Source organism: Shewanella sp. NFH-SH190041, assembly GCF_024363255.1.
Taxonomy (GTDB): domain Bacteria; phylum Pseudomonadota; class Gammaproteobacteria; order Enterobacterales; family Shewanellaceae; genus Shewanella.
Map to the genome: position 1 here is coordinate 1,823,214 of NZ_AP026070.1, position 26,007 is coordinate 1,849,220.

Genomic DNA, 26,007 nt, shown 5'->3' on the forward strand with positions numbered 1-26,007 from the left:
TTAGCTCACCAGTATTGACTTTTTGGGCGTAAATTAGGGTGTTGAAGTTAAACATTGTGAATAAATATAAAAAATTTTTAGAACGTCATGGTTGGACAGAAAAACGACAAATCAGTCTGCCTCAGGAATATTACCGTTACGATATGGGTAATGTTGCAAAGACAATAATCGCTAATCTTTATGGTTTAACGTTCAAAGAAAAAGCCCCAAATAGCAATTTTTTCTATGAGCGAACTTTTTTAATGCAGCATGAAAGTTTTGATTTCTTTGATGAATATTTACAAGAGGCAATTGACGATTACGAATTAAAGTTAAAACTCTATCCATTAGGTAAAATGTCTGAATTTAGTGGTTATGTTGCGATCGATGATTATGGCAACTTTTTCTTTTGTGATGGCGGATTATGGTTTTACGGTAAAAATTTGCATGAATTATTGGATGTGATTGTTTTTAGTACACATCCGGCAATAGCAATTGACTACCCAGACTCGCCAGATAATCAATATAAATTGGGGAGTCAAAAATATTTATCAGGTGGATTGAGAAGAACATATTATGGCAATAATGGTATCGCCACCCAGTGGTTATACGATAAAAATGTGGGGTTAGTGCCTTATCCAGAAGAGTAGAACTGTAAAAATGAAGCAGATTTATTTATGCTCTTAAACGATTAGGTTGCTATTTGCTTTTATCTACCGCCTTACCCTCCCAGTCAAACTGCGTAATGATACTGTACAGAGGTGGATTTATGTCCAATACTCAATCTATATGCATTGCTTATGGTGATTATGTGTGTAGGAGGTAGATTATGCAGATTAATTCACTTATGTCAGCGGGTGTGGCGGGGATCCAATATGGTCGCACTGATGTGACTCGCGCTACGATAGATGTCGCGATGTCAACACATCCCAATAATACCCCTAATTCAGCAGTGTCATCACAGGCAGCCGAAGTCAATGGCGAAAATGGTCAACAGCTTGCCCATAATAGCAATGAAACCATGATAATTGATTCGACGCAGTCTGTTCCTGGTGCGTTAATCAGTGCTGGCGAGGCCGCACAGCAGGTACAGGCATCTGCGGGTGTTGTCAGTACGGGGTCTGAAAATCTCGGTACTTTGGTGGATATTCAGGTGTAACCATGGTTGGCGCTGCAGCGCTTTTTACCGTTACTCAAATTGGTACGACTTCTACCAATCACACTCCTAGTGCGCAAGATAAGTCCCGCTTATCATCAACTTTCCCGTTATCCCATCGGGCGCTTAAGCAAAATAATCTTATTGTTAATGCAACCGCCCCTGATGCGGCTAACCATAGTGACAGTGCTAACCGCATCAGTACAGGCATTGATAAGAGTCGTAATCTTGCTGTAGAATCAAAGCAATACTTTAATGCCTCTTTGTCCGCGCACCATGCATCGGTACCGCATTTATCATCATTGGTTTCGAGTCACTATCCGACTTCTGGTCGGTTATCGAATCATGCTCTGCGTAGTGAGATGACTGGCCATAGTACTGCTATGTTGCCTACTAGCATAAGCAGAATAAATGAACAAGTTAGCCTCCCTAAAGTTCAGATTGTTCACTCGGCTCAACCATTACTGACTCGGTCGGCGACTAATGGTGATGCTGGTGTCGACACTGATACCGGTTATCAATTAGGCCGCGGCGTGATGCATGCTCAGGGAATAAGTACCGTGTTGTCATCATCGACAACGGTGGCGAGGCAGCCTACTAACAGCGTGTCTGAGCCTGTTCAATCTCAAGTTAATACCGCAAAATCGCAGTTTGTGTCTTCACAACCATCCCAATTAAACATTCCTGCATATATGCAGGTACCACTGTCCCATTCTGGAACGAGTCATGCGTCAGTGATGGCTATACCTCACAACACATTCTCTCCAGTTGCTGATATGGGGGGGGCCCACTTAAGTAAAAACTCAATTGCAACTGTAGTAGGCGATACTATCTCATTAGATGGCTCAGGTATGCATTGGGATAATGATGCTGTTCCCCATGCTGATGGTAAGATGTTACCGCGGCAGAGTGTTGCGCATCATAACGCGACTCAATCTGGGCGTGGATCTCCAAGTTTTGGGGATATAGCAAATCATGCTGATGGCCCTGATATCGCTGGGCAGAATAGTTATCCGCCGGATAATCATCAATCTGATCCTGCTATCGACGAGCAACCACAGTCTATTAGTGCGGCAGCAGAGCTTGCGGCGCTGCAGATTCGGGATAAAGCTGTGCGGGCCCATGAGCATGCACATTTAATGATAGCGGGGCATTTAGCTCAGAGTCCGCACTATAGTTATCAACGGGGCAGTGATGGTCAGCGTTATGCGGTAGATGGCGAAGTCAGTATTGATATTGCGCCCATACCAGGCGATCCCGAGGCCACCATCATTAAAATGCGTAAAGTTTATGCTGCGGCCTTGGCTCCGGTGGATCCTTCCCTTGCTGATTTGCAGGTCGCTCAGCAGGCTATGGCACAAATACATGATGCTCGGCGCGAATTAATGGTTGAGTCGGGCAAATTTAGCTTGCTTGCTCCCCCAACCCGTTACAAAGCAGCGATTCCTGAAGCTGTGTTGACATCTTTGGCGGCAAATGAAAAGTCATTTTGATATGCATTTACCGCCAGTTATGGTCCGTTACTTGCTATTTAGCGGAAGTATCATCAATTTTTTTGGCGTTTACCATGGCTGGCAGATGTTTACGGGTGACCTTCAGCTTGGCTAGCAGCGGGCCTTGATGCAGTTTCTCAGGCCAATTAAGCAGCATCAGTGCTAATACATTACGATGTTCTCCCAGTGTGAGGGACGGATTGCCCTTGGGAGAAGGGATAATATTCTCTTTGGGATCAAATGCTGCCATGACTGCTGATTTGGTTTTTTGCACCACACTATGGTCGGCTTGATCAGTTAACAGAAAACTGATCCCCACCTCAGCAATAATATCCGGGGTACCATCGGCAATAATTTTATCAATATGACGATTGAAATAATCAAGGATCCAGCCAAATTCAGCAGCACTGACTGGCTGTTGGTAATAACCGCTAGCAGCAAAAATAAAATGGGTCATACCGTAAATTTTATTGCGAAATTGGGCTTGGCTCAGTTTACCGTCTTTGCTTTCTGGGTAGGTTGCCAAAAATGCCTTTTTATAAGCATCACGGTAATCCCCCACACCGATTTGTTTGGCCCAATATACATAGTTAGCTAACTGTGCCGCCCAAGCTCGGATCATGGTTTTATCTGTCAGGGCAGGGCGTAGATCCTGCTGCTTTAAAATTCGGATTAATTTGTGATGACAGGGGCCGGTGACGCCTAACTCGTTCATCCGGCTGGCAGGTCGCAGCAGTTTGTCAGCATAGAATAAAAAATCAGGAAAAGATTTCAGCGCTTTTTTTCTGGCTTTGGCCCTAGGACCATTGCCCAGTTTACTGATGGCTAACTGCGCTGCTTGGCGGATAAAGGCAGGAGCATCAGCTTGACAGGCGTTCCATGCCTGAGATGTGGTCACCGCATATAAATCCACTAAAGCGCTGTTGGCGTATTTGTCATCCCCTGTCATGCGGTAAAGCCGGATACCATAATGCCCCTGCACCCTTGGGGGAAGTTGATATAAATGATTTTCCAGATTTTGTTGGATACGGGCAGAGACTTGTTGCTGTGATAATGTGCTAGCACTAGCCAGTAATGGTGTTATCAATGCGATAAGTAACAGAGCAGGTCGGGCTAGGGGTAACATATTAGAGTCTCCGGATCAGTTGTTCTGGGGTGACAGACTTACCCAATAACAATTGCAATTGCTGTGACAGCGTCAGATCACCTTCGTTAATCAGCAAGGTGCGGTATATCACCAGAGGATCAGCCTTTGCCTGTTGGGCTATCAGTGTGGCCATTGCCTGCTGCCATAAAGGGAGATATAGCTGAGGACCACTATCTACCATGGCTGAAAAGCTGTAGCGATAACTGGCAGCCTGAGGCCAATGGGCACCAAACCCTGCTGTAAAATCCTGAGATAATAACTGCTTATCTTTTCTTGTCAGTGACTTCGATCTATTTTCATATCCCAATAATGCGACTTTTGCGCGAAAAATATCTAACTGATGACGGTAAGTTTTTGCCAGTACCAATCTGGCATCTTCTGGTTGGGGATGGCTGATTGTAAGTTGACGGCTGAGATAGTCTGTTAACCATAACCGGCCAATATCCCGGCTGGGTGAGCGCAGATTATTAAGATAAAATCGACTGCCCGCCTGACTGAGGCTAATGGCCGTTGCAAGATTGGCGATCAATTGTTGCTGTTGCCCCATGGTGCGGATTTGCTCCGGATAGCTCAATATACCTGCACTAAATTGATGTCCAATCGTTGGACGCTGCAACAATTGAAAGCCACTGTGCACCGTGGGGTGCAAATACCAATCACCTAATAAATGCCCATTTTGCCATAGCCGCCAGATGTGCGGTTCAGGCTGCTCAACGGTGATCCCCAAAGGCGCTAGTTGTGCTAACAAGGTTTGCATTAATGCCAAGCTGGATTGTGCTTGATATTTAGCTCTTGGTAACTGTTTTAATTGTCTGCCAATATCCCAAGGGGCAACCTGAATGTTCTGAGTTTGCTGCTGCAAGAATTGCCACACGAGTTGTGGCGTATTGAGATAATCGCTGCGCAAGGTAAAAGTGGCATAGTTGTCATAACCTTGGGCTTTAGCCTGTTGCTGCCTTAGCGAGATAATACGCTGCAATGGTGCAGTATTTCGTTGTTGCGCTCGCCCCTGATACGCCTGCCAGACCGATTGGCGACATACCGCATCTGGCTGCAGGAGCAGATAATGCGCAACCGTATCATCAATGTGGCGGGCTTTGACCTCAGCTGATGGGGTTTGGCTATCAGGTATGGTGTGGGGATGGTGATCAATCTGAACGGAGGCGGTGGGTTGCGGGGTTGCCTGCTGAATAAGTGGCGGCGGTAAGCGGCACTCTGGGCTGATAATATTCAGACTTAACGCTTGATCCGCCAGGTTAGTGATAAAACTAGCCTGTGCAGTATGCAGTTTAGCTTTATCTTCTTTATTTAACTGCCTGCTGATAAGTTGCTGTAAATGCTCGCCCAGTTGCTGTAACTCAGCTTTATTGCTGTGGTGTAGCTGCTGAGTTAATGGTGGCAGGTCTGGTGACTGGCTGAGGTTTTGTACCAGATCAGCCAAGTGAAGTTGGCAGTTAAGCAGTGCGTCCCGGTCATCCCGTGACTGAGGCAATTGGCGTAATAATGCTAACCTGTCATTAAGGTTATTGAGCCCGATAAATTGTCGCTCCAGTATCATGGCCGCCGACTCGGGTGGCAGAGCGAGCAGTGATGAGAGCTGTAAGGGCAAATAGTGCCGGCATTGTTGTATAAACGCTGGCACTGTCTGCAAATATGGGGACTCTGCACCTTGACGAAAGCTGCCGGAAGATACCGGTTGCACTGGCGCCGCGAGTGCAACCGTAGCGTTAGTGATCAGTAGTGCTGCTAAAATGGGCTTTCGCATAGGCGACCCGTTCTTCCACTGACATCGGTTTCCCCCGCAGAGATTCGACATGCTGTAACATGGGGAGGATCCCTCGGCCATTAGCGATTTGGATCGCAAGGCCTGGACGGGCATTAAGCTCCAGCATTAATGGTCCTTTGCTTTGGTCCAGCACCATATCGGTCCCTAGGTATCCCAATTCACACATTTCATAGGCACTGGCGGCCGTGTGCAGTAGGGTATCCCAATGGGGCACCTGAATATTGGTCAGTTTTAACCCGGTATCAGGATGAAATTCAATGGGTTTATTGAACTGCACCGCATGCAGTCCTTTCCCAGTGCCCAGATCAACGCCAACCCCGACCGCGCCTTGGTGCAAGTTCGCTTTTCCATCTGAGGCACTGGTGGATAAACGCAGCATGCCCATCACAGGAAAACCTTTAAATACAATCAAGCGAATATCGGGTACGCCTTCATAGCTATAACCATCAAACACAGGATCAAACTCAATCAGCCCTTCGACAATGGCCACATCAGCTTTGCCACCAAGGGAAAATAACCCACTGAGTGTATTGGAAATATGGCGATCCATTTCCGCCGGTGACACCTCAGTGCCACTGGGTTTGAAAAAGCGGCCATTTTCCACATGGGTAATCACCATAATACCTTTGCCACCAGAGCCTTTGGAGGGCTTGATAACAAAACCGGTACGCCCTTGCACCATTTTGGGCAACTGGCTGATTTCATGCTGGGCCCGGATCACGCCGATCAGATCCGGCACTGCAATATGGTTAGCCAGTGCCAGCTGTTTGGTGGTCAGTTTATCATCTACCCGCTTATAAAATTTTCGCGGGTTATAGCGGGAAATATAATCAATATTGCGTTTATTCATGCTCAGCACGCCCGCTTTACGCAGCTGCCATGGCCAGGCGAAGTTCATATTACTCTCCCGCCAGTGGTTTAAAACGCTTCAGTTCCATCAGCTTGTAGCCGGTGTATTGCCCCATCACCAACACCATAGCGAGAATGACTAAGTGGATACCTAAAAAGTTAAATACCCAGTGCTGTACCCAGGTGGCACTCATGGCGAGGTAAGCCAATGTGGCCACTAACAGGCTACCGCCGCCCTGAACAACCACTTCTTTGGCACCTTCTTCTTCCCACAGAATGGACATACGCTCGATAGTCCAAGCCAGAATGATCATCGGGAAGAAGGTGATGGTCAGTCCTTCACTGAGGCCGAATTTATAAGACAGTACGGTAAAGAGGCCAATAATGCCTATCACCACAATAATGACCGCTGATATCCTCGATATCAGCAATAAATTCAATTTCGACAGATAGGAGCGGATCATCAGGCCAAAAGCGACAATCAGTAAAAAGCCGACTAAACCTGTTAGCAATGTGGTTTGGATAAAGGCCAGCGCAATCAGTACAGGCATAAAAGTACCTGAGGTTTTAATGCCGATAATCACCCGCAGAAAAACCACCATCAGCACGCCAACCGGGATCAGCAAGATGCCTTTGAACAGACTCTGTTCTTCCAATGGCAACTGATACAGGGAAAAGTCCAAGGCACCTTCTTGATTTTTCATCATATCGATGGAAGTGGCCAAAGCACTGCGGGTATCTTTCAGCATGGAGAAAGTGACTTGAGATTTATACCCTCCGACCACATCTAATACCGAGTTGCCATCTCGCTCCCACAACAGCACGCTGTCAGGCCGGCCAGCTTTACCGTTAACCACATCAAATAGATACCATTGGCCATCATCATAAACTTCCGCCAGCGGTACTAATTGTTGGCGACGGCGCAGGTCTTCCAGATACAGGCCATTGACTTCATGGGCAGGAATACCTTTGTCATGCAGCATATTGACAAATAAACGGGTCGGGTTATTACTGCTAAGCAGTAATTCCACGTTTTGACTGCGATCCCGGGCACTGAGGGTTTGCATTAATTGCCGGGCAAACGTGAGATTATTGGCACTACGGGACCAAGCCTCGTTAATCACTTGCTCTGCCGCGGTTTTTTCTGTTGCTGGCCAGATGTACAGTTCAGGTGTGTTAGGCGTTTTGCTTGCGATGAGCTTGTCTTGTCCCGATGGCACTAAGGTCAGTTTATAGTAGAGATCTTGCTGCCCCACAGCCTGGCGCGTAGACCAGATTGCTCGGCGATTACCATCAATTTTGGTGACGCTCAGTCCGTAGCCAGGCGAACTGGCATTTTCACTGAGGATCTCAAACGCAGGATCTTGTGGTAGGGAGAAAGACACCTCAGCGGGCTCTCCGGTACCGATAAAGCTCACTTTGGCATCTACTGCCCAGCTTTGTACCTGTTTACCCGGTAGGAAAGGCACGTTGTGCTCGATACCGCGGTAGATACTGCTACCTAATCCTAGAATAAACAGCAGAGCTACCAGAATATAAAAGGGTTTGCGAGACTGCATTACTTCTCCTTGGTCTCGTGTTTGATCGTGTCAGGTTGAGGTTTGCCATGAATATAGCTTTGGCCGACATCCACCACTGCGATGTCTTTCATAAATTTGCGCCCCAGTAGCAAGGGGTATTCTAAATGACGTCTGTCGGTAAGGTTGAGATCGGTTTCGGCAGCATAACGGCCAATTTTCAGGTGGGCTCGGATCACGGGTCGCCGATCATCTTGAGTATCGGCATCCTGTTTGATACGCACAAAGCGCTCGACTCGAGATTCAAAAGTCTGAGCCGGTGCTTTGTCCCCATGGGTGTGAACATCAAAGCGTACCCATTGATTGCCATCTCGTTCGAACAACACAATATTGCGAGCATCGAGGGAGGAAGATTCTGCACCGGTATCAATGCGAGTATTAAAACTGGCTTTTAATTCATCAACATAGATATATTCTACTTGGCCAAGCAGGAACTTATCTCCCAGCGTTTCCGGGCACTTTGCTGGCACTTCGACGATTTTGGTCTCTTCTGGTTGTTTTAGCCCATCAATGGCGAGCTGTAACGCAGACACTTGCCCTTGCAGTGCGGCCAAGGTTTTACTTTGCTGAGCATCAACCTTATCCAGCTCAGACTTGAGTTGAGCAGTATTTTGACTCAGTGACTGGTTGAGTGTCTCAGCATCAACCGGGATCGGGCCCTTGGGCTGTTTCGCCGTCATGGCACAGCCGGAGAGTAAGGAGGCCACTAAGGCCAAGGAGAATGTCTGCTTAAGCATGTTAGGTCCCGTTTATTATTTTACAGGGTGAGTTCTTGGTTGGGTTGTACTTTCCTAGCAACGATAGTGGCGCGCTTGGGCGCGGAATGTCCTTCTACCGTCCGGCTGATATCTTGAGGATCGAGATAATCCACCAAAGATTCATTCCGCATCCAAGGGGTACTGCGTTGTTCTGCCAAAGAGGTGACATCCAGGTTGACACAGCGCACATCGGCAAAGTCACACTTTTCCAACCAAAGGGTCAATGCCGCTACCGATGGCAGGAACCAGACGTTGTTCATTTTGCCATAACGCCCTGGTGGCACCAGGACAGTATTTTCATCACCGTCCACCACCAGGGTTTCTAATACCAATTCGCCACCATCTTTAAGCAAATCACGCAATTGCAGCAAGTGATCAATCGGTGAGCGGCGGTGATAAAGCACCCCCATGGAGAATACAGTATCAAATTCATCCAATGGCGGTAGCTGTTCAATGCCCAGTGGCAGCAGATGAATCGGTAGGTTCTGACCAGTGAGCTTTTTTACTGCTTCAAATTGGCATAAAAATAGTGCTGATGGATCAATACCGACCACCCGCTCAGCACCATCTCCGAGCATGCGCCACATGTGGTAACCGCTACCGCAGCCCACATCGAGCACAGTACGGTATTTCATTGGTGAGATATGAGGTTGTACCCGATCCCATTTCCAGTCACTGCGCCATTCAGTATCAATATGCACGCCATGCAGATGAAACGGCCCTTTGCGCCAAGGATGCAGTAATTGCAGCAGATTGGTCAGTTTTTCTTGCTCGCCACGGCTGAGTTGCTCTCCGGAGCCGACAGTCACACTGGTACTAAGATCCAACATATCCGGTGCCGGATAATTGAGTTTATTGATGACCTTTTCCCATTTTGGCAGATTGCCATGGTTATTTTCCCGTTGCCAATTACCTAAGATGGCAGGCAGTGTCTCTAGCCAAGGCTGCAGGGTTGAGTCGGCGATTTGTTGGTAAAAAGAGCTGAAGCTGATCACTTGATGGCCACCATGGAGGTAAAATTAAAACACTGGAACCAAGGGCTGAAATGGCTAAATCCGATATTACGTAGCCGAGCTTCGTGCACGGGCAGGGTATCGGGTTTCATGACATTTTCTAACGCACTGCGTTTTTGGCTGATCTCCAGCTCGCTGTAACCATTGGCGCGCTTGAAATCCAGGTGCTGGGCATCAAGCAGGTCTTGAATCGTGTTGTCTTCAAAGCGCACCTTTTCTGATAACACTAAAATCCCTCCGGGGTTTAGCCCGTCATATATCTGTTGTAATAGCGCTTGTCTGTCAGCGGGAGGGAGAAACTGCAGCGTAAAATTCAGAATGACCATAGAGGCATTATTGATGTCGATATTACGGATATCGCCCAAGATCAAATCAACTTGGGTATCGCTGACATACGCGGCCAGATTTTCCCGGCAACGGCCGATCATGGATTCACTGTTATCGACAGCAACAATATGACAGGCGCGTCCTTCAATTTGACGCCGGACACTGAGTGTGGCAGCGCCAAGGGAGCAACCTAAGTCATATACCTTGGTCTGAGGTTTGACAAATCTGTGGGCAAAATCGCCCAGTGTATTAATAATTTGGGCGTAACCTGGCACAGAGCGGCGGATCATATCGCCAAATACTCCGGCTACCCGGTTATCAAACTGAAAATCGCTTATCTGCTCGGAAGGAAGCGCATAGATAGTATCTTGAGAAGATGTCATCGAAACATGGTTTACAGAATTTAATAGGGCATTTTAGCGTTTTGCCAAAGCCAGCAGCAAGTCCGGCTCTGGCTATTTGTTGCTTTATTTCTACTTAAAGGCTGTTGATACATATTATTAACATAAACCTAGGGTGCAGATGAGGTTATTTTGTAGCTTAATTTACAAACCGATAGGTTAGTTAATATCGATATATCAAGTCACCTATTATTGGCATTTAATCATAAGAATGTGTGCTGAATGTTTCGTGTTATATCGAGAGTCATAAGAATTTACTGTCACTATGTCAATAAAGCGAAGATTGATGGGGGATCCAATATAGGGTGTTTCTGTTTATATCCATATAAGGATATAGAATACCATTATGTCCATAGATGGGGAGGTTATGTCAGCGCAGCCTTTTAGCGATTGCTTGGACATATTCGTCGAATAACGAGCTGACAACTTCAGTGCTATATCGCGATTGGAGACAAGACGAGACCTTATTCACTTTCGTCGTTCAGGGAGATAGCTGAACGATAAAATAGAGAGTGTCAATATTTGCGATGAAATGATTAAAAATCGGTCATTTATGCAGATGAGGGAGCAAGGTCACTGTTAAGGCGCGGCAAACTGACGGATACTTCACCGACTGAGCTTGAATCATTTTGGTAATCGACATTATTTCTCTATAATGCCGCTTTTACTTGTGTTGAATATTTCTCCAGTACCGGTGACCGGAAAAGGATAGAGCTAGATGCGCACTCATTATTGTGGAGACGTGAATAAGTCTCACGTTGGACAAGAAGTTACCCTGGTCGGTTGGGTTAACCGCAGCCGCGACCTGGGTGGCGTGGTATTTTTAGATTTACGTGACCGTGAAGGTCTTATTCAGGTGGTTTACGATCCGGATCTGCCGGATGTATTTGCTGTAGCCAGCAGTCTGCGCAGTGAGTTCTGTGTTCAGGTTAAAGGTGTGGTTCGTGCCCGTCCTGATAGCCAGGTTAACGCTCAGATGCGTACCGGTGAGATTGAAGTGCTGGGTAAGGCTCTGACTATTATCAATGAAGCCGCGCCTCTGCCACTGAGCATGGATAATTTCCAGAATAACAGTGAAGAGCAACGCTTGAAGTACCGTTATCTGGATCTGCGTCGTCCAGAAATGGCCCAGCGGTTGATTTTCCGCGCGAAGGTGACCAGCGCAGTACGTCATTTTATGGATAGCAATGGCTTTTTGGATATCGAAACTCCAATTCTGACCAAAGCAACACCAGAAGGTGCCCGCGATTACTTGGTACCAAGCCGGACTTACAAAGGCCAGTTCTTTGCCCTGCCACAATCACCTCAGCTGTTTAAGCAGTTGCTGATGATGTCAGGTTTTGATCGTTACTATCAAATCGTAAAATGTTTCCGCGATGAAGATTTACGTGCTGACCGTCAGCCTGAATTTACCCAAATCGATATTGAAACTTCATTTATGAGTTCTGAGCAGGTCATGGCGAAAACCGAAGAAATGGTTCGCGGCCTGTTTATGGAACTGCTGAATGTCGACCTGGGTGAATTCCCGCGTATGACTTGGGATGAAGCGATGCGCCGTTTTGGCTCTGATAAGCCTGATCTGCGTAATCCGCTGGAACTGGTTGATGTGGCTGATCTGCTCAGCGGTATCGAATTTGCAGTATTTAAAGGTCCATCGGAAGATCTTGAGGGTCGCGTAGCCGCCATTTGTGTTCCTGGTGGTGCCTCACTGAGCCGTAAGCAAATTGATGATTACACTAAGTATGTCAGTGTCTACGGTGCTAAAGGTCTGGCTTGGATGAAGGTCAATGATCTGGCAGCTGGCATGGAAGGTATCCAGTCTCCAGTACTGAAATTCCTGTCTGAAGAGATGGTTAAGGGAATTTTGGCTCGCACTAATGCTAAAGATGGCGACATCCTGCTGTTTGGCGCTGATAAAGCTAATGTGGTTGCTGAAGCCATGGGCGCGCTGCGTCTGAAGCTGGGTGAAGATTTTGAACTGCTTGAGGGACAGTGGCGTCCGCTGTGGGTTGTCGACTTCCCAATGTTTGAAAAGGCCGATGGCCGTTTCTATGCGGTACACCATCCATTTACAGCTCCTCGAGGCGTGAGCCCTGCTGAGCTGGAAGCTGATCCTGGTCATGCGGTATCAGATGCCTACGATATGGTGCTGAATGGTTGCGAATTGGGCGGTGGTTCAGTGCGTATTCACCACTCAGATATGCAGAGCGCAGTATTCCGCATTCTGGGGATCTCTGATGACGAAGCTAAAGAGAAATTTGGCTTCCTGCTTGAAGCATTGCGCTACGGTACGCCACCACACGCAGGTTTAGCATTCGGTTTGGACCGTCTGGTGATGCTGATGACAGGCTCTCAGTCTATTCGTGATGTGATGGCATTCCCGAAAACCACCACAGCAGCTTGTCCGCTGACCAATGCGCCAGGTCATGCTAATCCAGCCCAACTGGCTGAATTGGGTATTGCCGTTGTGGCAAAGCCTGTATCTGACGAAGCATAATTGTTTGTCATCAGCCGGGACTGGTGTCTCGGCTAATATATTATTGGCACTGTGTATTAGCCTGTTATTTCAGCAGACTAACGCAGTGCCTTATTCATCTCAGCTTTGGATAAGAAACAGCGTAATCTTCTGATTGAAATACAGTCTTTACTTGGACCCTCTTTCCAGTCGGAGATTTTTGCTGATAACAAGGCGAATTGGCGCGTCAATAGCTTGCCTATTGCAAGTCAATTCAACACAGTTACCGGTAAAAATAGGCACTGGAAAGGCGTTATGTTATCCGCAGCTGAGGTTTATTAATGCCGACGTTATCTTATCCACGGCGACTGACTGCAGGACGGAGGACGAAAGAAGCAAATCCAACACGACATAATATTACCTACAACCGTGGGTGATATGTGGTGGAACCATAGATGTCGGCAGGCGGATGTTAGCCGGGGAACAGGGATGACAGCGGCCAGAAGGAGAGAGATATGGCAGGTCACAGTAAATGGGCCAATATTAAACACCGTAAAGCGGCACAGGATGCCAAACGCGGTAAATTGTTTACCAAATTTATCCGGGAATTAACCGTAGCAGCCCGTGAAGGCGGCTCGGATCCTGACTCTAACCCACGTTTGCGTGCGGCCATTGATAAAGCATTATCCAATAATATGACCCGTGATACGGTCGATCGTGCTATTAAGCGCGGCGCCGGTGAAATGGATGGTCAGGTATTGGAAACTATCATTTATGAAGGTTATGGCCCAGGTGGGACTGCTGTGCTGGTGGAATGTATGACAGACAACCGTAACCGGACTGTGAGTGGGGTACGTAATGCTTTTTCCAAGTCCGGTGGCAGTTTGGGTACCGATGGCTGTGTGGCTTATATGTTTACCAAACGCGGTGTAATCTCTTTTGAAGCTGGCATTGATGAAGACACCATTATGGAAGCGGCACTTGAGGCTGGTGCCGATGATGTGATCAGCAATGATGACGGTTCGATCGATGTTTATACCACGCCTGTAGATTTCGGCGCAGTAAAAGATGCTTTGGATGCCGCTGGCTTTAATGCTGAAAATGCTGAGGTCACTATGGTTCCAGATAATAAAGCTGAGTTGGATGCTGATACTGCACCAAAATTTATTCGTCTGATCGATAATCTGGAAGATCATGATGATGTACAAGAGGTTTATCACAACGCTGAGATTTCAGATGAGATAATGGAAAATCTGGAATAAATTACAGTAATAAGTAAGCTTAACATGCCAATTATTATGAAATAATAATTGGCATTATTTTTTTAAATGAATACAACTTTAGAAGTTTTGCAGATGGCTTTGCCTGACTTAAAAGGCTATCCTTCCTAAAATTAATTACTGTCAGAGGCGGTATTTATCTGCAAAAGTTAACTGAAAATTGTATTGTCACATTCTCAATATCTGCTTATTAATGTGATTTCATTATCAATGAAAAATATTTGTTGTTCGTGTAGTGAAATTTAAGCAGCAATTTGTATGAATTTAATAAATACGAAAAAGATTTAACGCCTATTGATATAGGAAGTGATGAGTTATGGAATAGGTAATTATGAGCTATACGTTACACGCTTATTTTTTGACAGATAATGAGCAAAATGAAGGCTCAGTCTTTGACAGTATCAAGGGTTTGTTTGCTAACTCTAAAGATGCAGTGTTTAGTGAAGATAGAAATCCATTCACTAAGCAGAATATTTTAAGATTAACAATTGATAATTTTTATACAATTACTTTTTTATTTGAAAAAAGTAACCATGTTCTTGAAGATTTTAAGGAAATTAAAAAAGGAAAAAGAGCTAAATCAAGAATTAGAATATTGTTTGGAGCTGATCCAGATAATAACTTCGACCATATTGCTGTAATGATTTACGACTTTTTAACTAAACTTGATAATGTTTTAATATACAATGTTACCAATAGAAAGATCTTATACGAGACACCTTGTTAATTAATGAAAGCTACCATTCATCCGTGTGTTATTCAGTAGAACAAATTGTATGAGGCTGTAATGGCATAACTGATAAAACTAATTTCGTTTGGCGCATTAGATGTGATTGATTTTTGTTCACACCTCTAAAGGTTGAGATCATGCATATATACATCAAGGCGGCTTCAGCCGCTTTTTTTACAGCTCAATACCTGTATAATTAAACAGTGGTTTACTGGCGAATGTATTATAAAGTCAGTTCAAGGAAGATTTTGATTCGCCTATCAGGAAAGCTAACAATGATGCTTTACCAACATACAATCAGTTTATTGGGTTATGCAGTATGACGATTATTCTGGGGGTTGACCCAGGCTCGCGGATCACCGGTTATGGTGTGATCCAATGTCAAGGCCGACATCAACTTTATCTTGGCAGTGGCTGTATTCGTACGTCCTCCACTGAACTGCCTGCCCGGCTTAAACAAATTTTTGATGGTATATCAGAGATTATCCGCCAATATCAGCCAGAACAATTCGCCATTGAGAAGGTGTTTATGGCGAAAAATGCTGATTCTGCCCTGAAATTAGGGCAGGCCCGGGGGGCGGCGATTGTGGCAGCAACAGTGGCAGGACTACCGGTGGCCGAATATAGTCCTACCCAGATCAAAAATGCCGTAGTGGGCACGGGTAGAGCAGAAAAGGCCCAGGTGCAGCATATGATCACCCACCTGCTGAAACTTCCTGCCTCACCTCAGGCTGATGCGGCGGATGCACTCAGTATCGCTCTATGTCATTATCATACTTGCCAAAGTTTGGCTGCCATGGGTGGTCGGGCAACACGGCAAACTTACGGTAGATACAAATAACGGAACATAAGAAATTATGATTGGAAGATTGACAGGCACTGTTGTGGAAAAACAGGCGCCGGATGTGGTCATTGATGTCAACGGTGTTGGCTACGAAGTGCAGATGCCTCTGACCTGTTTTTACGAACTCCCCGAATTAAATCAACAGGCGTTGATCTATACCCATTTTGTCGTTAGGGAAGATGCTCAACTGCTGTATGGCTTTATCAGCAAACAGGAACGCTCGCTATTCCGTATGTTGATTAAAGCCAATGGTGTTGGGCCAAAGTTGGCTTTGACAATCCTTTCTGGCATGACAGCTGCGGAGTTTGTTACCTGTGTCGAGCGGGATGATATTGCCACCTTGGTTAAATTACCTGGTGTGGGCAAAAAAACGGCAGAGCGCTTATTGGTCGAGATGCGCGATAAGCTGAAAACCTTGATGGATGCAGCCGGTGCCGCTGGTGAATTCCAGTTACAGAGTAACTTTACCCCAGCGCCTGTAGTGAATACGGCAGAGGAAGATGCGATAGCGGCGCTACTGGCATTAGGTTATAAACCTGCCCAAGCGAGCCGAGCTGTCAGCGCGGTGATTTCACCAGAGATGGACTCAGAAACCTTGATTAAAGCTGCGCTTAAGTCAATGCTGTAAGGAAAAATAATGATTGAGGCTGACAGGCTGATACAACCCCAGATAATGGGCGCGGATGAAAACGTTGACCGGGCGATGCGCCCTAAACTGCTGGATGAGTACACAGGTCAGGATGATGCTCGGGCTCAGTTAAAAGTCTTTATTGCTGCGGCAAAGCGTCGTGGTGAGGCGCTGGATCATATGCTGATTTATGGCCCGCCAGGATTAGGTAAAACCACCTTGGCCATGATTGTGGCCAATGAAATGGATGTCAGCATTAAGTCTACCTCAGGACCCGTATTAGAAAAGGCGGGTGATTTAGCTGCATTGCTCACCAACTTGGAAGAAGGCGATGTATTGTTTATCGATGAAATTCATCGGCTAAGTCCTGTGGTGGAAGAGATTTTGTATCCGGCAATGGAAGACTACCAATTGGATATTATGATTGGTGAAGGGCCGGCAGCCCGCTCTATCAAGTTAGATTTACCGCCTTTTACCTTGATTGGTGCCACGACTAAAGCTGGTTCACTGACTTCACCACTTCGGGCCCGATTTGGTATTCCGCTGCGACTGGAATTTTATAATGTTGATGATCTTGCCTGCATTGTAAAACGTTCCGCGGGTGTAATGGATATCGCTATGGATGAAGATGGCGCGCGGGAAATTGCCAAACGCTCTCGCGGAACGCCACGGATCGCCAATCGACTGCTGCGTCGGGTACGGGATTATGCCGAAGTGAAACATGATGGGGTGATCACCTCTGCTGTGGCGCAGTCAGCATTGGATCTGCTGGATGTTGATGGTGAAGGTTTCGATTTTATGGATCGCAAATTACTGCTGGCCATTATTGATAAATTTATGGGTGGGCCTGTTGGGCTGGATAACCTAGCAGCAGCGATCGGTGAAGAGCGAGACACGATTGAAGATGTGCTAGAGCCGTTTTTAATCCAGCAAGGTTTTGTGCAGCGAACCCCAAGGGGGCGGATTGCAACCCATAGAGCTTATCTGCATTTTGGACTGGATAAACCGGATTAAGGATCAATGATTCTCAACAAAGGAGCCTGAATGGCTCCTTTTTACTATGTTTTCATTTAGCTGCGATGAAGTGATGTTTTACTGTGACTAGAAAGTGCTGTTAGCGGTTTAAGCCAATATGGGTTAAACAGCCCGACTAAAGCACGTCGTTCTGCAATTAAGGCTACTTTTTTATTAAGTACATTTCAGTTGTGGGCTTGGATCAATATTCGTTAAAAAGATCTGGCAAATTTTTGTGATCTAATAATAAACATGGCTTTTATATTTCGTTGTTAAACACAACTGTTATTTCTGCTTTGGGGGTGATATAAAATTAATCCCCCTACCGATAGTAATAATAAAAGCAGGATAAAAATCAATGATATTTTCCGAGGTACCCCAAGCATTAGCTGATCCGATCCTAGGCCTAAATGATGCCTTCCGTGCCGATCCCCGTAGTGACAAAGTTAACCTCGGGGTGGGGATTTATAAAACTGAAGCCGGTGACACTCCTGTGCTTGATTGTGTTAAACAGGCTGAAGCGTTATTACTTCAGCAGGAAAGCAGTAAAAACTACCTCGGTATCGATGGAGTACCCGCTTATAATCAAGCCGTGTTGGCACTGTTGTTTGGCGCAGAACACACATTATGTGTAAATGGTCGGGCGAGGGCGGCTCAGGCGCCAGGTGGTACTGGTGCTCTTCGCGTTGCTGCAGAGTTTATCCGCAATCACACCGCATCCCGTACGGTATGGATCAGTAATCCAACATGGGCAAACCATAAAAATGTATTTGAAACCGCTGGATTGACGGTGCAAGAGTATCGCTATTATCAGGCAAAAGATCACAGTATGGATTTTGCTGCCATGCAAGCTGATCTGGCCCAGGCCCAGCCTGGTGATATTGTGCTGTTACACGGTTGCTGTCATAACCCGACGGGAATTGACCCGACACAGACGCAATGGCAACAAATTGCGCAGCAGTGTTTGCAACAACAATTAGTGCCACTGTTTGATTTTGCTTATCAAGGATTTGGCGCTGGTATTGAAGAAGATGCCGCTGGATTACGTTTAATGGCTGAGACTGTGCCAGAGATGCTGATAGCCAGTTCATTTTCGAAGAACTTTGGGCTCTATAATGAACGGGTGGGAGCGGTGACTCTGGTTGCGGAAAATCGTGATACCTGTGAACGTGGGTTTAGCCAAATTAAACATACTATTCGAGCGAACTATTCCAATCCTCCGGCACATGGTGCGTTGATTGTCAGTACGATATTGCATGATGAGACTCTACGGGCTCTTTGGCACAGTGAAGTCACCCAGATGCGGGAGCGGATTGCAGCGATGCGGGAATTATTTGTCGCCAGTTTATCTGCGGCAGGTGTTAATCAGGATTTTAGTTTTATTGCCCGGCAAAATGGCATGTTCAGTTTCTCCGGTCTGACTACAGCACAAGTCGCGCGTTTGCGCGATGAGTTTGGTATTTATATTGTTGGTTCAGGCCGGATCAGTGTTGCCGGGATGACGCGAGAAAATATGCCGGTGATTTGCCGAGCTATCGCTGCAGTGTTGTAATACTAGAGCTACAGCATCCACTTTAGTGGAATATGGCTCTGACGCGAGAACATCGAGTCCGCAGTCAAAATAGTGAATGATAAGCATTAAAAGGCAGCATGGCTGCCTTTTAATTTGCCCAAAATATGAAAATTGGATTTAGCCCTTAAAGCTCTGGAATCCGTTCTGGTAGCAGTATTTCGCCAAGTGCCTTGGCCAGAGCCAGTTTGTCATGACGCCCTGGTTGTAATTCACTGTCCAATTGCCGGTAATGGAATATGCCATTATCCTGCTCAGCTAAACCATGGCACAGTACATGATCAATAATAGTTTTACCAATGACAGTCTGGCAGAAGTCTAGGCGCTGCTGGAGAGACTGTTCACCAGCGGCTGAATGCTCTGCGGTAATATTATCAATAAATATGATTTTGGCTTGGCTTTGTTGCAGTGCATTACCAATTCCATCTGCCAGTAATACCGGCATTAAGCTGGTGTAAAAACTGCCCGGACCCAATAAAATGACTTGGGCTTGACGAATAGCATCACAAGCTTCACAGGTTGCTTGGACTTTGGGTTGCAAATCCAGTGCTAACGGCGCAGAAGTCATCGCATCGACGGCTAATTCGCCCCGCACCGTATTTCCTTGAGAGTCAAGCGCCACTAAATGGGTCGGCTGTTCTGACATCGGGATGATGTTAGCCTCAATATTGAGTAGATTTCGGATGAGGTTAACGGCTTCAAGTGGCCGCACACAGAGCTGATCCAATGCGAGTAGCATTAAATTGCCTAGATTATGTCCACTAAGGGCGTTATCACCATCAAAGCGATGCTCAAATAGTAAAGAGCCGATAGAGGGGCGCGGAGCAACTTGAGATAAGCAGTTACGTAAGTCTCCCCAGGCGATACAATGCTCGGTTTCCCGTAATCTTCCGGTAGAGCCACCATTATCTGTTGTGGCAACAATTCCGGTTAAATCATTGCCTAGAAAAGATAAGCTGGATAATACACGGCCGAGTCCATGGCCGCCCCCAAGCGCAACAACACGGGAACACGCGGTTAGCTTGCGGTCATAAAAGAGTGAAAACATACCTCATCCTGATGCATGAAAAAAACATTCACAGAAGCTAATTAATCCTGATAGTTTAACCGATAAACTCATCTGACCAAGTACGAAATTGGTTAAATGGGATAGATAACTTATAATGCAGAAAAAACATTAGCGTTATCTGTTGATTTAAAAGGTAATAAATTGAAAACAGGTCGTTTGGGTATTCTCACTATTTCGCTGTCGCTGGTGCTGGTCGTGGTTTATGGACTGCGAGTATACCTGCTGCCGGTTAAGGAACATCGGTTGCAGGCTTCTTCTTGGCTGATTAAAACGCCATTATCTGATGAGTCACACTTACCTGATTTTTCAGCCATTAAAGATGTGAAGCAAAAAAAACAGGCATTCTTCGATTATCTTCGTCCTGCGGTTCAGGCCCAAAATGCCATTATTGCCAAAGAGCGAGATTTTTTGGAATCGGTTTACCATAACTTGCAGGCTGAGCATGTATTAACTGCAGCTGAGAAATATCGGGTCATGCAGTTGGCTGAAAAATATGAGTTAACGATACCTGAGGTTAATGAACAGACCTTGCGGCAATTATTAACTAGGGTGGACTTGGTACCCGAAAATATGGTGCTGATCCAAGCGGCGAATGAAACCGGGTGGGGTAGTTCTAGGTTTGCTCAGGAAGGGCTGAACTTTTTTGGCCAATGGTGTTTTAAATCCGGCTGTGGGTTAGTGCCATTATCTCGTAATGATGGTATGCATCACGAAGTCGCTAAGTTTGATTCTGTCGATGATTCTGTCGCATCTTATCTGCGTAACCTTAACTCTAATAATGCTTATCGACTATTTCGCCAATTGCGGGCAAAAGCTCGTGAGCAGGGGCATTTACCTTCGGCTGAGGAGTTAATCCCAGGGCTAAAACATTATTCCGAGCGCAAAGGGGATTATGTAACAGAGTTGCTGCAGATGCTGAAACATAATCAGGTTTATTTAACCGATGATAGCGGGCAAAAAGCGCGGCCGCTGGAAACCTTGATTGCACCTCTGCCATCAGAGACATCTCTGACTAACACGCCGAATAAAATAGCATCGCCTGAACTTGATATCATCGAGTCTGAGTCGACCCCTGATAAGGCATCACCTAGCTCAGCACTGCCAGAGGTCAAGTCGCCGCAAGCTAAGATGAAAGAGACAGATGGTATCGGCATTACTGAGGCGGGTGAGATAGATAATCCTGTTAACACTCGTCAAGGTAACACTGGATTGCAGGAGAATAAACTAAGTACAAAACCGGCACCGGTAACATCAAACATTGAGTCTCAGCGTCAATCTAAGCCTCAACCTCAATTTGAACAGCAAAGTGGCACGCCACCGGCCTCTTATGCCGTGCCAGCATCCCCCCCATCTAGCCTTAAACATGGTGAGCGTTCTGGGAAAACTGAGCGGCCATCAAAGCCTCAAAGTCAGCCAGTAACAGATATTGCCCCAGCTGCGAGTTTAGCTAACACCAGCCAGTTTAAGGTTGGTTGAATATCTGTGCCGTGGTTGACATCACTCCGGTATGCTAGGCATTTAACTCCTGCTTAGCATTTTAGTTTGCTGCTATGTCGTTTAATGAAAACAAAAGGATAAATTATGGCCCGGATACTAGGTCGTCGCAGTATTAGCCTGTTGTTATTGTGTGGTACCAGTATGTCAGTGATGGGCACAGAAATATCTCTGCGGTATGAAGATTTTTATGCTCGGCTAAAAGTATTTCATCAGGCAGACAGCCAATTACTGGCGTTGACATTCTCTGTGCCAGATAGAGCGGGTTGCCAGTTGCAGCGTGCTGAAATTGTCACAGAGCAGGCGAGTTTTCCTTTGAATTACACGGTCAAGCAGCGATTATTTCTACCTTATGATGAAAATCTTAAACAACAGCGGGCACAGGTGAGGTTAAGGGTTGACGGTAATGCTGAGCAATGCGGCTTAGCGGTGCAGCTCAGAGCCAAAGAGGTTAAGTCGAGCTATCAACAAGGAGAGTTACAGCAGTTATACCGGGAGATGAATCAGGTTCAGGCCGATTTGAAAGGATTTCCGATGAAATATTTTCACCATGATATCGGCGGTATACAATTTTATTTTCCTCAGCAGGTGACGGTGACTGAAACCGGCGCGCAATTCCAACGTCATTTTGATATTAGTGGTTATTGGCCCTTGGGCTATAAAGAGCTTAATCAATTGCAACAGCTGGATTTTTCCCAGCGTCCAGAAGTGCTCAGTCCCTGGATGGCACCTTAATTAAGCTAATAACAAAAAAAGCCTGCAATCTGCAGGCTTTTTTTGTTGTTAAGAGGAGCTTTAGCAATAAGAAGGTTATGGCTGGTAGGTATTAACGACATCAATGCGGGTCGCCGCATCCAAATCGATATGGCCTGAGTTGGCGACATCCATAAAATCAAATGCTGGCAATTCCGCTTCTGCCACTTCACCGGATGGCTTGGCATTGGGGTCGCGTTGCAGATTGATAAAATCGTACTGGCTGCGATCAACGCCCTGAGATGGCGCGGTATTTTGCATTGCTGTAAAAATGGTTTCAATCCGGCCTGGGAATTGTTTATCCCAGCTAACCAGCATCTCTTTTACCGCTTTACGCTTAAGGTTTTCCTGAGAGCCACACAGGTTACACGGGATAATCGGGAACTGCTTCAATGCGGCGTATTCAGCAATATCTTTTTCCCGACTATAAGCCAGCGGGCGGATCACCAAGTTAGCACCGTCATCGGACAGCAGTTTAGGTGGCATGGCTTTCATCTTGCCGCCAAAGAACATATTCAGGAACAGGGTTTCGATAATATCGTCTCTGTGATGTCCTAAAGCGATTTTAGTTGCCCCGATTTTTTGAGCAAAGCCATACAGGGTGCCCCGACGCAGACGAGAGCACAGTGAGCAGGTGGTTTTGCCTTCCGGAATTTTATCCTTCACGATGGAATAGGTATCTTTTTCCAGAATATGATAAGCCACCCCGAGAGAGTCCAGGTAAGCTGGCAAAATATCAGCCGGAAAACCAGGCTGTTTCTGATCCAGATTGACAGCAACCAGCTCAAAGTTTACCGGTGCCCGCTGCTGAAGATTCAGCAGAATATCCAGCATGGCATAACTGTCTTTACCGCCAGACAGACAGCACATCACTCGATCGCCTTCTTCGATCATATTGTAGTCGGCGATAGCACTGCCCACTTCACGACGTAGCCGCTTTTGCAGCTTGTTCATGCGGGTGATTTGTTTTTTGGTGAGGCCGTTTTCTAACGGCTCCTGAGTAGCTTGTTGCAGCTGTTCAACTGACATAAATAAACGCGCCCGGTCACACTAAGTTACAGGGCGCGTATTATTCCAGCTAAAGCCGGTGGGGTAAAGGGCAAGCGATGGGAATCTAGCTGTTTTGCAGCGGAGAAACATAACCTGTCGGTTTGACCGCCAGCAAATCACAGTTCAGTCGGTCAATCACATGCTCTGCTGTATTACCGATGAGTGCAGCTGATAGCGCAGTACGACCAATTGTGCCTAAAATAACCAACTCAGCATCAATTTGTTCTGCCAACTCTGGAATAACATCTTCCGGCAACCCTTCTTTGACATGACAATGCTCTGGATCGATGCCATAGGTCTCTGCCAAATAATCAACCCGCTGCTCATGCTGCATTCGTACAGATGCGGTAAAGTTATTGGCGTCAAAGTCTGGCAGTTCAATGGCTAAATTTACCGGTGTGCCGGGATAGCCATTGACTAGATGGATTTCTGCATTGAACTTTTTCGCCAGATCGAGCCCATGTTTGATGATTTTTTCATTTAGGGAATCATGCTCAGGATCTTCGGTGGCGACATTGACAGCACAAAGAATTTTGCCTTGGCGAGACCAGTCATGCTCTTTGACCAGTAGCACTGGCATAGGGGCTTTACGCAATAAATGCCAGTCGGTCGGGGTAAAAATCACCGCTTTAAGTTTGTCATGCTCATGGGTTGCTTTCACGATCAAATGGTAATCGCCGGCAATAGCAGCATTGATAATGCTTTCAAAAGGCCGGTTATGCCATATCACCTGGGTATCCATGGTCAGCCCTCGACTACGGTATGGTGCAATCATATCGTTGAGCCAAGCTGTCCGTTGATCGATCACGCCTTGACGCATTGCTTCTCGTTCATGGCTGGAGAGAATGGAGGTCATTTCATAGGAGAGATCAAAAATGGAGAGAAAAACCGTGATGGCGGCATTACTGTGGCTGGCCAATTCGACTGCCCGTGCCAGCGCGGCCTGATTTTCTGAGGTTGGATCGACAACAACGAGAAGCTTTTGGTATTCCCTCATAGTGTTTTCCTTCTTTCAAAGTACTCATGTCTATCATGGACGCACAATAGACACGAGCATATTGCTTTGGATCAAGTATGGCGCCGATTTTCAGCGGGCGATACGGGTATTTCCGGCCAGTTGATTTAATTGATCAAAATCCAGAATGGTAATGTACTTGCCTTTAACCTCGATCAGTTCGGCTTTTTGGAAGCGGCCCAGCAAACGGCTAATGGTTTCTACCGTCAGGCCGAGATAATTGCCAATATCGCCCCGGGTCATGGTCAGACGGAATTCCTTTGCTGAAAAACCGCGATTAGCATAACGATTAGCCAAGTTACTGATAAAAGCCGCCAGTCGCTCCTCAGCATTTTTCTTGCTTAGCAGCAGGATCATTTCCTGATCACTGATAATCTCAGTACTCATCAATCGCATAATCTGCTGGCGCAGTTTTGGCATAGTACCGGATAATTCATCCAAGGTATGGAAGGGGATCTCACAGATCATTGCTGTTTCCAAGGCTTGAGCAAAACTTTGGTGTGCTTGATTGTGAATGCCGTCAAAGCCAATCACATCGCCGGCTAAATGGAAACCGGTTATCTGTTCATCACCTTGCTCAGTAATGGTATAGCTTTTGATTGTCCCTGAGCGGATAGCAAACAGGGATTTGAGGGGATCACCGGATTTGAAAATCTGTTCACCTTTTTGAATGGGTTTTTTACGCTCGATAATATCATCAAGCAAATCTAACTCACTGTTATTTAGCGTAAACGGGATACACAAAGCCCCCATGCTGCAGTCATGGCAATGAATGGCACAGCCACCGGTTGCGAGGCGGCGATTCTTGCTTTGTTCTACTGTCATACTGTGTCTCAAACTAATCCGGTCGGCATATGTTAAACCAAATAGCAAAAGTGGACTAGATAAGCTGATGCAGACCCACATATAAAGTCTGGCCACCTAGGGCAATCAGCACTAATCCACTGATAATTCTTACGGCTTTTTTCTGCAGCCATAGTGCCAAATTCTTTGCGGCAACGCCAGCAATCAGCAGCGCTGGCAGCGTGCCTGCGCCAAAAAACAGCATGATCAGCGCGCCATTGAGCGCACTGCCGCTAGCCATGGCCCAACTGAGCATACTGTAAACCAATCCGCAGGGCAGCCAACCCCAGAGAAAACCAGCAGTAATTGCTTGTCGGCGACGGGTGACAGGTAAGACGCGTTTGGCCAGCGGAGCAATAGGTCGCCAAATAATATTACCTAGCTGTTCAAGCCGGGCGAGTAAGCCCCAAATCTGGGCGATATACAGCCCGGTGAGGATCATCAGTGTGCCAGCTAACAGGCGCAGAACAATCAGATAACTGTCGAGGGAGAATAACAGTCCCAGTCCACCACTGATGCCACCGCACAGTGCGCCAGCTAAGGTGTAACCGCCAATGCGCCCGGCACTGTAACATAGTTGAAATTGTAAAATTTGCCCCAGTGCATGTTGATCTGGCTTCAGGGGAATTTGACCGGATAATGCGCCAACTAATGCGCCGCACATGGCAAAGCAGTGTCCGGCGCCTAATAGCCCCACTAATGCTGCGCCAGCCAATGAATAATCCAATCTGGGCTCCTTGGTTAATATTGCTGCTGTGAGTGATGAGGCGCTTGTC

General features: G+C 46.4%; 24 protein-coding genes. 12 read left to right on the forward strand and 12 right to left on the reverse strand.

Going from position 1 to position 26,007, the window contains the following annotated elements; genetic code table 11:
- Window positions 1-56: 56 nt before the first annotated feature.
- The 3 genes from NFHSH190041_RS08025 (at window position 57) to NFHSH190041_RS08035 (ending at window position 2,628) form a co-directional block, all read left to right on the forward strand.
- Complete coding sequence (locus NFHSH190041_RS08025; protein WP_261924711.1) at window positions 57-629, forward strand: SUKH-3 domain-containing protein; 573 nt, start codon at window positions 57-59, stop codon at window positions 627-629.
- Window positions 630-808: 179 nt separating this feature from the next.
- Window positions 809-1,138, forward strand: coding sequence for a hypothetical protein (locus NFHSH190041_RS08030; RefSeq protein ID WP_261924712.1), 330 nt, complete (start codon window positions 809-811; stop codon window positions 1,136-1,138).
- Window positions 1,139-1,140: 2 nt separating this feature from the next.
- The gene (locus NFHSH190041_RS08035) at window positions 1,141-2,628 is read left to right on the forward strand and encodes a putative metalloprotease CJM1_0395 family protein (RefSeq protein WP_261924713.1); all 1,488 of its coding nucleotides are present in this window, start codon (window positions 1,141-1,143) and stop codon (window positions 2,626-2,628) included.
- Between the two features lie 34 nt (window positions 2,629-2,662).
- Here the strand turns inward: NFHSH190041_RS08035 and NFHSH190041_RS08040 are convergent, their stop codons facing one another.
- The 7 genes from NFHSH190041_RS08040 to cmoA are packed head-to-tail and all read right to left on the reverse strand — an operon-like array spanning window position 2,663 to window position 10,468.
- A complete protein-coding gene (locus NFHSH190041_RS08040; RefSeq protein ID WP_261924714.1) occupies window positions 2,663-3,754 on the reverse strand; it encodes a DUF3541 domain-containing protein in 1,092 nt (363 codons plus the stop codon).
- A 1-nt stretch (window position 3,755) separates the two neighbouring features.
- Window positions 3,756-5,540 (reverse strand): M3 family metallopeptidase, encoded by a 1,785-nt coding sequence (locus tag NFHSH190041_RS08045; protein WP_261924715.1) that lies wholly within the window; start codon window positions 5,538-5,540, stop codon window positions 3,756-3,758.
- Entirely contained in the window at window positions 5,503-6,459 is a 957-nt protein-coding gene (locus NFHSH190041_RS08050) for an alpha-L-glutamate ligase-like protein (RefSeq protein WP_261924716.1), read from the reverse strand. The genes NFHSH190041_RS08045 and NFHSH190041_RS08050 overlap by 38 nt, the downstream gene beginning before the upstream one ends.
- A 1-nt stretch (window position 6,460) precedes the next feature.
- Window positions 6,461-7,969, reverse strand: a complete 1,509-nt coding sequence (locus NFHSH190041_RS08055) for a UUP1 family membrane protein (protein WP_261924717.1) — start codon at window positions 7,967-7,969, stop codon at window positions 6,461-6,463.
- Entirely contained in the window at window positions 7,969-8,724 is a 756-nt protein-coding gene (locus NFHSH190041_RS08060) for an ATP-dependent zinc protease (RefSeq protein WP_261924718.1), read from the reverse strand. The genes NFHSH190041_RS08055 and NFHSH190041_RS08060 overlap by 1 nt, the downstream gene beginning before the upstream one ends.
- Before the next feature lie 20 nt (window positions 8,725-8,744).
- The gene (gene cmoB, locus NFHSH190041_RS08065) at window positions 8,745-9,740 is read right to left on the reverse strand and encodes a tRNA 5-methoxyuridine(34)/uridine 5-oxyacetic acid(34) synthase CmoB (RefSeq protein ID WP_261924719.1); all 996 of its coding nucleotides are present in this window, start codon (window positions 9,738-9,740) and stop codon (window positions 8,745-8,747) included.
- On the reverse strand, window positions 9,737-10,468 hold the full coding sequence (cmoA, locus tag NFHSH190041_RS08070; protein WP_261924720.1) for a carboxy-S-adenosyl-L-methionine synthase CmoA: 732 nt from the start codon (window positions 10,466-10,468) through the stop codon (window positions 9,737-9,739). Before cmoA ends, cmoB begins: the two co-directional genes overlap by 4 nt.
- Window positions 10,469-11,204: 736 nt before the next feature.
- Here cmoA and aspS point away from each other — a divergent pair.
- The 7 genes from aspS (at window position 11,205) to NFHSH190041_RS08105 (ending at window position 18,989) form a co-directional block, all read left to right on the forward strand.
- Window positions 11,205-12,983 carry an aspartate--tRNA ligase gene (aspS, locus tag NFHSH190041_RS08075; protein WP_261924721.1) on the forward strand — a complete coding sequence of 593 codons (1,779 nt, stop codon included), beginning with the start codon at window positions 11,205-11,207 and terminating at the stop codon, window positions 12,981-12,983.
- A 473-nt stretch (window positions 12,984-13,456) separates the two neighbouring features.
- Window positions 13,457-14,203: a YebC/PmpR family DNA-binding transcriptional regulator gene (locus NFHSH190041_RS08080; RefSeq protein ID WP_261924722.1), complete on the forward strand. Its 747-nt coding sequence runs from the start codon at window positions 13,457-13,459 to the stop codon at window positions 14,201-14,203.
- 349 nt (window positions 14,204-14,552) lie between these two features.
- Window positions 14,553-14,948, forward strand: coding sequence for a hypothetical protein (locus tag NFHSH190041_RS08085; RefSeq protein ID WP_261924723.1), 396 nt, complete (start codon window positions 14,553-14,555; stop codon window positions 14,946-14,948).
- Between the two features lie 322 nt (window positions 14,949-15,270).
- Window positions 15,271-15,792: a crossover junction endodeoxyribonuclease RuvC gene (gene ruvC, locus NFHSH190041_RS08090; protein ID WP_261924724.1), complete on the forward strand. Its 522-nt coding sequence runs from the start codon at window positions 15,271-15,273 to the stop codon at window positions 15,790-15,792.
- 16 nt (window positions 15,793-15,808) lie between these two features.
- Window positions 15,809-16,423: a Holliday junction branch migration protein RuvA gene (gene ruvA, locus NFHSH190041_RS08095; protein WP_261924725.1), complete on the forward strand. Its 615-nt coding sequence runs from the start codon at window positions 15,809-15,811 to the stop codon at window positions 16,421-16,423.
- Window positions 16,424-16,432: 9 nt separating this feature from the next.
- Window positions 16,433-17,437: a Holliday junction branch migration DNA helicase RuvB gene (gene ruvB, locus NFHSH190041_RS08100; protein WP_261924726.1), complete on the forward strand. Its 1,005-nt coding sequence runs from the start codon at window positions 16,433-16,435 to the stop codon at window positions 17,435-17,437.
- Between the two features lie 358 nt (window positions 17,438-17,795).
- Window positions 17,796-18,989: an amino acid aminotransferase gene (locus NFHSH190041_RS08105; RefSeq protein WP_261924727.1), complete on the forward strand. Its 1,194-nt coding sequence runs from the start codon at window positions 17,796-17,798 to the stop codon at window positions 18,987-18,989.
- Between the two features lie 145 nt (window positions 18,990-19,134).
- On the opposite strand, the gene yvcK is transcribed toward NFHSH190041_RS08105, so the two are convergent.
- Window positions 19,135-20,055 (reverse strand): uridine diphosphate-N-acetylglucosamine-binding protein YvcK, encoded by a 921-nt coding sequence (yvcK, locus tag NFHSH190041_RS08110; protein ID WP_261924728.1) that lies wholly within the window; start codon window positions 20,053-20,055, stop codon window positions 19,135-19,137.
- A gap of 162 nt (window positions 20,056-20,217) precedes the next feature.
- Here yvcK and NFHSH190041_RS19655 point away from each other — a divergent pair, with 162 nt between their 5' ends.
- Both NFHSH190041_RS19655 and NFHSH190041_RS08120 read left to right on the forward strand, forming a co-directional pair.
- The gene (locus NFHSH190041_RS19655) at window positions 20,218-21,552 is read left to right on the forward strand and encodes a glucosaminidase domain-containing protein (protein WP_315972978.1); all 1,335 of its coding nucleotides are present in this window, start codon (window positions 20,218-20,220) and stop codon (window positions 21,550-21,552) included.
- Window positions 21,553-21,657: 105 nt separating this feature from the next.
- Window positions 21,658-22,305: a DUF2987 domain-containing protein gene (locus tag NFHSH190041_RS08120; RefSeq protein WP_261924729.1), complete on the forward strand. Its 648-nt coding sequence runs from the start codon at window positions 21,658-21,660 to the stop codon at window positions 22,303-22,305.
- A 75-nt stretch (window positions 22,306-22,380) separates the two neighbouring features.
- Here the strand turns inward: NFHSH190041_RS08120 and ttcA are convergent, their stop codons facing one another.
- The 4 genes from ttcA to NFHSH190041_RS08140 all read right to left on the reverse strand — a co-directional run bounded on the left by ttcA (window position 22,381) and on the right by NFHSH190041_RS08140 (window position 25,958).
- Entirely contained in the window at window positions 22,381-23,352 is a 972-nt protein-coding gene (ttcA, locus tag NFHSH190041_RS08125) for a tRNA 2-thiocytidine(32) synthetase TtcA (RefSeq protein WP_261924730.1), read from the reverse strand.
- 85 nt (window positions 23,353-23,437) lie between these two features.
- Window positions 23,438-24,370 carry a universal stress protein UspE gene (gene uspE / locus NFHSH190041_RS08130; protein ID WP_261924731.1) on the reverse strand — a complete coding sequence of 311 codons (933 nt, stop codon included), beginning with the start codon at window positions 24,368-24,370 and terminating at the stop codon, window positions 23,438-23,440.
- 90 nt (window positions 24,371-24,460) lie between these two features.
- On the reverse strand, window positions 24,461-25,213 hold the full coding sequence (gene etrA / locus NFHSH190041_RS08135) for an electron transport transcriptional regulator EtrA (RefSeq protein WP_261924732.1): 753 nt from the start codon (window positions 25,211-25,213) through the stop codon (window positions 24,461-24,463).
- A 55-nt stretch (window positions 25,214-25,268) separates the two neighbouring features.
- On the reverse strand, window positions 25,269-25,958 hold the full coding sequence (locus NFHSH190041_RS08140; RefSeq protein WP_261924733.1) for a sulfite exporter TauE/SafE family protein: 690 nt from the start codon (window positions 25,956-25,958) through the stop codon (window positions 25,269-25,271).
- Window positions 25,959-26,007: the final 49 nt, after the last annotated feature.